The 9,560-nt window shown below is 38.1% G+C and carries 8 protein-coding genes and 1 pseudogene; all 9 read left to right on the top strand.

What is annotated here, in order from left to right; translation table 11 throughout:
• The coding region (locus MA2_RS10165) for a DUF637 domain-containing protein (protein ID WP_174519467.1) at positions 1-2,690 on the top strand (2,690 nt) is incomplete at its 5' end.
• A complete protein-coding gene (locus MA2_RS10170; protein WP_067059491.1) occupies positions 2,671-2,958 on the top strand; it encodes a MafI family immunity protein in 288 nt (95 codons plus the stop codon). The genes MA2_RS10165 and MA2_RS10170, both read left to right, overlap by 20 nt.
• A gap of 193 nt (positions 2,959-3,151) precedes the next feature.
• Positions 3,152-3,316: pseudogene (locus MA2_RS10980) on the top strand (IS1/IS1595 family N-terminal zinc-binding domain-containing protein); the annotation flags it as partial.
• Positions 3,317-3,335: 19 nt separating this feature from the next.
• The gene (locus tag MA2_RS10175; RefSeq protein ID WP_484081715.1) at positions 3,336-4,328 is read left to right on the top strand and encodes a DUF637 domain-containing protein; all 993 of its coding nucleotides are present in this window, start codon (positions 3,336-3,338) and stop codon (positions 4,326-4,328) included.
• Between the two features lie 2 nt (positions 4,329-4,330).
• Positions 4,331-4,705, top strand: coding sequence for a DUF3969 family protein (locus tag MA2_RS10180; protein WP_067059496.1), 375 nt, complete (start codon positions 4,331-4,333; stop codon positions 4,703-4,705).
• 200 nt (positions 4,706-4,905) lie between these two features.
• Complete coding sequence (locus MA2_RS10185; RefSeq protein WP_067059498.1) at positions 4,906-7,203, top strand: DUF637 domain-containing protein; 2,298 nt, start codon at positions 4,906-4,908, stop codon at positions 7,201-7,203.
• Between the two features lie 18 nt (positions 7,204-7,221).
• Positions 7,222-7,557, top strand: a complete 336-nt coding sequence (locus MA2_RS10190; RefSeq protein WP_067059500.1) for a hypothetical protein — start codon at positions 7,222-7,224, stop codon at positions 7,555-7,557.
• A 279-nt stretch (positions 7,558-7,836) separates the two neighbouring features.
• On the top strand, positions 7,837-8,805 hold the full coding sequence (locus tag MA2_RS10195) for an IS4 family transposase (protein ID WP_115254129.1): 969 nt from the start codon (positions 7,837-7,839) through the stop codon (positions 8,803-8,805).
• A 341-nt stretch (positions 8,806-9,146) separates the two neighbouring features.
• Positions 9,147-9,560, top strand: a 414-nt coding sequence (locus tag MA2_RS10200; protein WP_067059504.1) for an SMI1/KNR4 family protein, incomplete at its 3' end; no start/stop codon positions are given.

A 9,560-nucleotide genomic window follows, 5' to 3' on the forward strand; every position in this document is an offset into this window, starting at 1 on the left:
TACCCAATAATATCATTATCAACTCAGGCACCTTTACTGCCAAAGAAGGTGATATTGCCATTAGCAGTGTGGGCAATGTCATTCTGCAAGCGGCTCAAGACAGTATCTATGATGCCGAAACCCAAACCAGCAAGAAGAAAAGCTGGGGCGGACTTAAAAAGAAAGTCACCATCACCAGTACCACCGAAGATATCCGCAATGCCGACTCTGTAACATTGATTGGTAACAATGTCAGTGTCAATGCAGGTGACAATATCATCAGTTACGCCACCGATATCAAAGCCCCCACAGGACAAGTCAGCCTACAAGCAGGGGATGCCATTCGCTTAATGGCAGTTGATGAAGTGGACAACAAAAATGTGGATGTCAAAAAGACCTCAAGCTTTATTGGTATCAAATACAACAAGAACCACACAACCGATACTCGCAACGTATCAAGCGAGTTACCATCGACTTTGGTTGCCAATATTATTGATACAGGCTCAGGCGATGATACTTATTTGCAAGGTACCGAGTTTGAGTACTTGCAAGGGGCAACTATCAAAGCAGGTGTTGGTATGAAGGCAGTGCCTGATGCCAAGATTATCTTCGATACCATTAATACGACGGTGGAAGAGAACCACACCCGTGAGTTTAATAATGTGGTGTGGCAGTCGATGAGTGAGAAAGGCTTTGTCGATGAGACGGGGACGTTGCCGAAGTTTACAGGTCCAACCACCCCTAGTTTCTCTGCCCCTGGCGGGTTGATTGTCCAAGTGCCGCTCTCTGAAAAAGAGCAAGCCGATAGCACGAACTTGGTGAATGTGGTTAACCGCATGGGTAACCAGCCAGGCTTTGAGTATTTGCAACAGATTGCTAAACGCAAGGATGTGGATTTTAGTGTGGTGCAGACCGCTCAAAAAGAGTGGAACTATAAACAAGAAGGGCTAACGCCTGCTGGGGCGGCGTTATTAACGGTTGCTGTTGCTTGGGCGGCAGGACCTGCGGCTAGTGGCATTTCATCAAGTTTAGGCGGTGGAGTTGCTGGGGCTACAGGCAGTGCTGCCTTTACTTCACTTGCGACACAAGCTTCTGTGTTATTAGTAAACAATAAGGGCGATATTAACAAGACGTTAAAACAGTTAGCCAGTAGCCAAACGGTAAGAGCGACATTAACTGCTGCATTGACTTCTGGGGCATTACAGTATATCAATACCAGTGTCATGCCTAACGTCCTGAAAGATCTGTCAATTCAAGATGCTAAGACATTGCAAGGCAGATTGGTTGGTGGTGCGTTTGAGGGAACAACAACTGCATTGGTTGATACAGCGATTAATGGTGGTAGTTTAGAGGATAATCTTAAAAATGCCCTGTTGATGAGTGAGGTGAATGCTGCGCATGGATTTGCTGCTAGTCTAATCAAAACACAAGAGAATAATTATATTCTGCATAAGGTGCTTCATGCGGTGGCAGGCTGTGCTGCTGCCGCAGCGAGCCGTGGTGAGTGTGAGGCAGGTGCGATTGGAGCGGCTGTTGGTGAAGCTGTTTCAGAAATGCTACCACAACCTAACCCAAATATGTCAGAAGACGAATATAGACAAGCACTTGACAATCAGAAAAACTTTGCAAAATTAATCGTTGGAGTAACTGCTGCGTATTCTGGCTATGATGTCAATACAGCTGCTTTTATTGCAGAGAATGCTATTGCTAATAATCGGCAATTGCATAAGGAGGAACAAATTCTGGCAGCGAAGTTATATGGTAAAGCTAGAGAATTAGGAAAGAATATTACTTATGAAGAAATACAGGATGCACTTCGTATAGCTTACAATAAAAAATACAATGAAGCACCTGAAAGTAATACCAAAGTTAATTCAAACGGCAAACAAATGGATATGGGTGGATTGTGGAGAATTAATAATGGTGTCAATACACAATTTTTACGTTCAGTTGATTTAGATGTGGTTGCCTTTGTTATCTTAAATATTGATAAGGTTGGAGGTAGTTTAAAAAATTATAACTGGGATGCTAATTACGTTATTTTGCCACAAAAATATACTGGTTCAAAAGATGCGTTGACTAGCCAATACACACAGAGAGATTTAGATAATTTAAATAGTGCAATTTTAAATCACGGACATTCTTTTATTGGAAGTCAGACAGCTTATGAACAAGCAGGCAATGAAAAGGTACTGGACGCACTTTTAACTACTGCAGAAGTTGTATCTCTTGCTAGTGGTGCTGGAGAAGTTGTTTACGCCGTTAAAACTGGTGGTAGAGTCTTATATATAGCAGCAAAAGATTATGCTGCATGGAAAGCAAGCAAAACCACTTCAACTGCTCTTTTAAGGAATGCAAATAGTATATTTGTTTATGAGACAAATCTCGCTTCTGATGCTAGAGCGTTTCATATATTATATGGTGAGTCGAAAACTCAGGGAGGACATAAATTCGGTATATCTAGGCTATTTACCCAAAAATCAAAGTTTCCTGCTACTTGGGATAATGAAAAAATTTTAGATGCTGTATCTGAAATCGCTACAAATCCTAAGCTTAAATGGGAGCAACAGACAGGTGTTCCTGGCACACTTTATACTAGAGCTGGAGCACCAGCTAGATTTGTAGTTACTGGTACAATAGATGGAACTAAAATTAAAGTAATCGTGGAACCTGCAGGAGAAGGAATAATTAGTGGTTACCCTATTAAATAATCTCTTAAAACTCAGAAGAAAGAGAAACAGCTTTGAAATTATACGGCTTGAGCTAGAACAGTATTTATCAAAAAAGCAATTAGATTTTATTGATGAGCTTTACGAAAATAATGAAGTTGGTTTAGCATTAGAATTTATTTGTTCCTATATTGAGGATAATGATATCTCAATTTCAAAAGTTTTGTATGAATTATTAAAAGATTATATGAATCAATTAAGTTTAGTTCAAAATATTGAATTTTATAATATTAGGGTCGATAAACTTTAATATAGTGAATCCTAAATTATAATGAAGACCATTCCCTGTGAGCTTATTAAGGGGCAACAGTTATTATGGTTTAAAAGGTTCACTTGTAGTGGCATAATAAACCAAGACAGTTAATAAGAGATTATAATACCTTGGTGGTGGTTCAAAAAGTAGGCTGAAAAAAAACAGGCTGAGAAATTGATAAAATAGTGAAATGCAAATCACACTACACATCAAATGCCCAGCCTGTCTAAGTGACAGCATAAAGAAAAATGGCTTAAAAAGCTATGGTAAACAAAACTATAAATGCAAAGACTGCAAGCGTCAATTCATAGGTGACCATGCTTTAACATACCAAGGCTGTCACTCACAAAAAGAATGACCGTTTTATTCGTGGCATTGTCAATGGTACAAGTAATGCGTTGGTGGATAGTGCGGTTAATGGTACGAGTTTAGAGGAGGCGTTAAAACGTAGCCTGCGTGCATCGATTGTCGATTCTGGGACCGGGTATGTGTTTACCAATGCGGTTAAGGGGCTTGATAGTGATGCTTTGGTTGATAATATTGCTCATAAACTGGCGGCTGGGTTAGTGGGTTGTGCGAGTGCTGAACTGAATAAGCAGTCTTGTGAGGCAGGAGCACTAGGGGCGGCTGTTGGAGAGATGGTCGGGGATTATCTAGTTACTGGTGAAGTCCAAGATTTAATTAATAATGATAATCTATCTATAGAGGAAAAAGACCGGATTTTAAATACGGGTAAATTGACTGCTGCTTCACTTGCCTTGTTATTGGGTTATGATGTTAATACAGCTGCTAATAGTGCTGGTACGGCGATTGAGAATAATTCTTTGAAGGCTCTAACAACAGTAATAAAGATTGGAGCCAAGACTGCCAAAATAGCAATTACAAAAGGAGGAAAGATAAAACTTTCTGACTTGAAGAAATTATTGAAAGAAGAAGGTCTCGATATTGTAGATAATCTCATAACTTTAGCAGATGGGCAGTTAACTTTAGATGATGCTAAAGCTATTATTGATTTGGTAGTAGGTACTAGTTTAAATACAGCAAATAAAGGGGCAGCTGCCGCAAAGATAAATGACATTATTAAAAATTCTGATTTTAACGCCATTAAGCATGTATATAATGGCATTAAAAATGCCCCAGAATACCCTAAGGGCTTTATTGATAGACAGAATGGAACTAGGAAAGTCAAACCAAATGACCCTGATGTTCTAGCTGCTCTGAGAGAAGCGACAGGTGAGAAGAATTGGATGAAAGTTTATAAAGATGGTTATTGCAATGGACAAAAATGTTCTATTCATTATTTTCAAAGTGATTCTGGAAAGGTTTTCAATGTTAAAGTAAAACAAAATACTTGGAGTAACAATTAATTATGATAACAAATTACAATATATATAATTTATTTATTGAGATATTTACAGTTGGATTATTGGAGCTCATTAAACAAGATACCATTTCAATTACCGATGCTCAAACTATACTTTTTTCTCCAGCTGGGTTAGAACGTATTGAAAACAATCCATATCTTAAATGTTTTTTACCAACAGTTAATGCTGGGATGGAATTAGAGGATATTTATGATCTTCTAGGAGAAGAGAAGTTTTATAAAAAACTTGAGGAGTTAAAAGATAAAATAATTAGTGAAATTAATCTTCCTACTGATGATGCAAAATCTTACGAACATTTGCATGAGATATTATTATTAATAACTGATACAGGTATAGGCAACTTTTATAAACTGAAATAAAATGCAGATTTTTGATGAATCGAAAAGTATAGGTATAGAATGGTCATTAGGTGATATTGAGAATACTGATTTAGGTAAAATTCAATTTTTTTTTAATGGTATATGGTATCCAAGGTATTGCCCACAAAACTATTATAATTTACAAACAGTATTCTCAAACCTTAAAGCTTCTTTAAAGGATAAGTATTTTCCTGGAGGTAATGCGAAATATCATTATCAACTCAGGCACCTTTACTGCCAAAGAAGGTGATATTGCCATTAGCAGTGTGGGCAATGTCATTCTGCAAGCGGCTCAAGACAGTATCTATGATGCCGAAACCCAAACCAGCAAGAAGAAAAGCTGGGGCGGACTTAAAAAGAAAGTCACCATCACCAGTACCACCGAAGATATCCGCAATGCCGACTCTGTAACATTGATTGGTAACAATGTCAGTGTCAATGCAGGTGACAATATCATCAGTTACGCCACCGATATCAAAGCCCCCACAGGACAAGTCAGCCTACAAGCAGGGGATGCCATTCGCTTAATGGCAGTTGATGAAGTGGACAACAAAAATGTGGATGTCAAAAAGACCTCAAGCTTTATTGGCATTAAATACAACAAGAACCACACAACCGATACTCGCAACGTATCAAGCGAGTTACCATCGACTTTGGTTGCCAATATTATTGATACAGGCTCAGGCGACGATACTTATTTGCAAGGCACGGAGTTTGAGTACTTGCAAGGGGCCAATATCAAAGCAGGCGTTGGTATGAAAGCAGTGCCTGATGCCAAGATTATCTTCGATACCATTAATACGACGGTACAAGAGAACCACACCCGTGAGTTTAATAATGTGGTGTGGCAGTCGATGAGTGAGAAAGGCTTTGTCGATGAGACAGGGACGTTGCCGAAGTTTACAGGTCCAACCACCCCTAGTTTCTCTGCCCCTGGTGGGTTGATTGTCCAGGTGCCGCTCTCTGAAAAAGAGCAAGCTGATAGCACGAACTTGGTGAATGTGGTTAACCGTATGGGTAACCAGCCAGGATTTGAGTATTTGCAGGAGATTGCGAAACGCCAAGATGTCGATTTTAGTGTGGTGCAAACCGCTCAAAAAGAGTGGGACTATAAACAAGAAGGGCTAACGCCTGCTGCCGCTGCATTGATTAGTTTAGCAGTAACATTAGCGACTGGAGGTTCTGGTGCTGGGGTGGGTGCTAATTTATTAGGAACGACTACTGCTACGGGTAGTGCAGTAGCAAATGCGGCGTTTGCTTCGTTAGCATCTCAAGCTTCAGTCACTCTGATTAATAATAAAGGCGACGTGGCTAAGACGCTCAGAGATTTGGGTAAGAGCGAAACGATTAAGCAACTTGCGTTTGCGGCTGTGACTGCTGGGGTGTCGGCGAAGTTAGACTCAACGATATTGCAAGGCGTTGGTGATAAAACGTTAAATGATCGTTTTATTCGTGGCATTGTCAATGGTACAAGTAATGCGTTGGTGGATAGTGCGGTTAATGGCACCAGCCTTGAAGAGGCATTGAAACGTAGTCTGCGTGCGTCGATTGTCGATGCAGGGACTGGGTATGTGTTTACCAATGCGGTTAAGGGACTTGATAGTGATGCGTTAGTTGATAATATTGCTCATAAACTGGCGGCTGGGTTAGTGGGTTGTGCGAGTGCTGAACTGAATAAGCAGTCTTGTGAGGCAGGAGCACTAGGTGCGGCTGTTGGAGAGATGGTCGGGGATTATCTAGTTACTGGTGAAGTTCAAAAATTAATTGATTCAGGAGTAATTGTACCAGGCTCTGCTGAGTATAATCGTATTGTAAATACTGGAAAGTTAACAGCTGCATCTATTGCTTTACTGTATGGTTTAGATGTTAATACAGCTGCTAACAGTGCAGGAAATGCAATAGAAAATAATTCTGCAAAAGCTGTTGTGACAACCCTAAAGGTTGCTGGGAAGTTATTTAAAATAGCGGTAAAAAGAGGAAAGGTTACTTTAAAAGATTTGAAACAAACTATTAAAGATGAAGGTTTAGATATAGTTGATAATCTTTTAACTTTATCAGATGGGCAGTTAACCTTAGATGACGCTAAGGCAGTTATTGACTTGGTGGTGGGTACTAGTTTAAATACAGCAAATAAAGGAGCTGCTATAGCGAAGATAAACGCAATTATGAAAAATAGGACTCATAGTTTTGCGGATCAGGGAATTCCTGCTAATTTGATTAGGAGAACACAAGTTGATGGGCTCAATATTAGGATTAATTCAGGACATTCCTATAATCGCCCTCATGTTACAGGTGATGTTAAACATACAGGACTATCTATGGATACAATAGATAATGCAATTGTAAATGATTTAGTTCATAACACTAAGCTATCAACTATACCGAATGTGCCAAACTATATTGATAGACCTATCAACATACAAGGTCATTCTATCACTTATAGAGTTACTAAACTACCTAATGGTGAAATAACAGTAACTACTTACTTCCCAAATTAAAAACACAAAAGAGTTATTATGAAAATTGTAGATATAGTTAAAGAAATGATGAAAATTTATGGAAACTCCGAGAAAGATAATGAAAATTATTGGAATCAACTAAAAAAGGATTTTTATGATGAATTAACTCAATGCAGTGATCCAAAAATATTGCTATCAGCCTTAAGATTAGATTTTTATGAATGGTTAATTCCTTTTGAAGAGCGACTGTCATTGATGGAAAAAATTAAGAATTTTGGTGTTGAAGATATTGATTTTTTAAAGGATTACTATGGTTACAAAGCAGCATTTCTAGATCCGACACCTGAACAAAAACATGCTAAAGCTGAATTAGATAGACTTATGGAGGATTGAGAGTTATAAATCTAAATTAATTCAGAACTAAGTTAATAGGACTTACGCAAAACGCATAAATTTTTGTGTAAGTTGACTCAGCACACGACAAAAAAACAAAAAAGTCTGTTAAAGCAATGGCATAATAACAATTTTTCTCATGAACCACCATTATGCCAAACCTTAACAGACTCAATGAAATATTAACCCAAAACCTTACAATGAACAAGGCAAGAATTACCTGTTTAAGCCTCATGATAATCGCCCTGATTACCGCCCAAAGCAGTAATCTAAAAAAAAATAGCAAGGCACATACCTAGTAGAGGCAAGACCGACAGCCACTACCGCAGGCTACAGCGATTTATCGCCAGTGCTGTCATCGGCTATGACCAACTAGCCATATTGCTATATCGGCTATTTGGACTTAGCAAAGTTACCCTTACTATCGACCGCACCAACTGGAAATGGGGCAAAAGCAACATCAACATCTTTATGCTAGGGGTGGTCTATAAGGGCATTGCCATACCACTGTACTGGGACATGCTAGACAAACGGGGTAACACAAACCACCTTGAGCGAGCCGAACTCATTGAACGCTTTATCAAGCAGTTTGGTAAACACAACATTGACATGATACTGGCAGACAGAGAATTTGTTGGTGAACGATGGTTTAACTGGCTAACAGAGCATCACATACCTTTTGCCATTCGTATCAAGAAAAACAGCAAAGTTGTGAACCATCACGGCAAATTGGTACAGATTAAAGACTTATTTCGTCATGTTACTGCCTTTGAGACCTATCGACATGGACGGATACTGGTCGTTGATGGTTGTGCTGTCCGAGTATTTGCCAAACGTGATAAAGACCATGGTTTAGTGATTGTCGCTACCAATCAGCTACAAACCCTTGATGCGATGACAATTTATGCAAAGCGTTGGGAGGTTGAGAATTTATTTGCTTGTCTTAAAGGTCGTGGTTTTAATCTTGAAGATACGCATTTGACTAAGATGGATAGGGTGAGTAAGTTAGTGGCAGTCAATGCTTTAGCGTTTTGTTGGGCTTATCATGTCGGTATTTATCATGATAAGCAAAGACCATTAAAACGCAAGTTAAAGTCAAACGGTCGCCCTCAAGCCAGTTTATTTGCATTAGGCTTGGATTTGTTGATTGAGGGCTTTCGTTTGGTGTTGTTGAATAATGATAAGGCTGTATTTCGACAGTTGGTCAGTTTTTTAACCCCTAAACCCGTGAAAATTGGTTGGGGCTGATTTTTTGTCGTGTGCAGAGGAACTTTTAAAATGACATAGCCCTGTAGATAAAGGGTTTGATGAATAAAATGCAAGTTTGGTAGTTTCAGAAAAAGCCCCGAACTTGCATTTAATGCAATTTTAATATTCTAAACCTTGACTCTATAGGTCTTAGTGTCACAAAGATGTTAACGGAGTATTGTAATATATAAGACTGATGAAAAACTTCAAGTAAAGTCCCACATGAATTAAAGGATAACACTATAAATTTTCTTAAGTAGTATTTAAAAGATAAACTGTATGACATCTCAAATACAATCTGATTTAGTAAATTTTAGTTATGGAGAAATACTGTGATAGAAATGACGAGTAATTTAAATTTAAGTGACGTTAGCCCATTGAGTCAAGAAACAATTACAGATTTAGAAAGTAAGTTGGATCATAAAATTCCTAAAGAATATTCAAATTTCTTAATAAATTATAATGGCGCCAAATTAAAAAATAAGGTAATTAAAGATGATTTAGGTTATACAAATATCTCAGAACTGTTTGATTATCAACATTTAATTAAAAATTTAATGAATTATTATGATGATAAAAATATTCAAAAACTTCATATGCTTCCTATTGCCAGTGATGTTTTTGGCAATCTATTCTGTATTTCAATGGATGAAAAAAGAATAGGGTTGATATTTTTTTATGATCACGAAACAGGCTGTTTCAGTAAGTTATTTAATTCGTTTAGTGAATTTATTAATAACTTTATTTCAGATGAT

Source organism: Moraxella atlantae NBRC 14588 (assembly GCF_001591265.1).
In the GTDB taxonomy this organism is placed as follows: Bacteria; Pseudomonadota; Gammaproteobacteria; order Pseudomonadales; family Moraxellaceae; genus Faucicola; species Faucicola atlantae.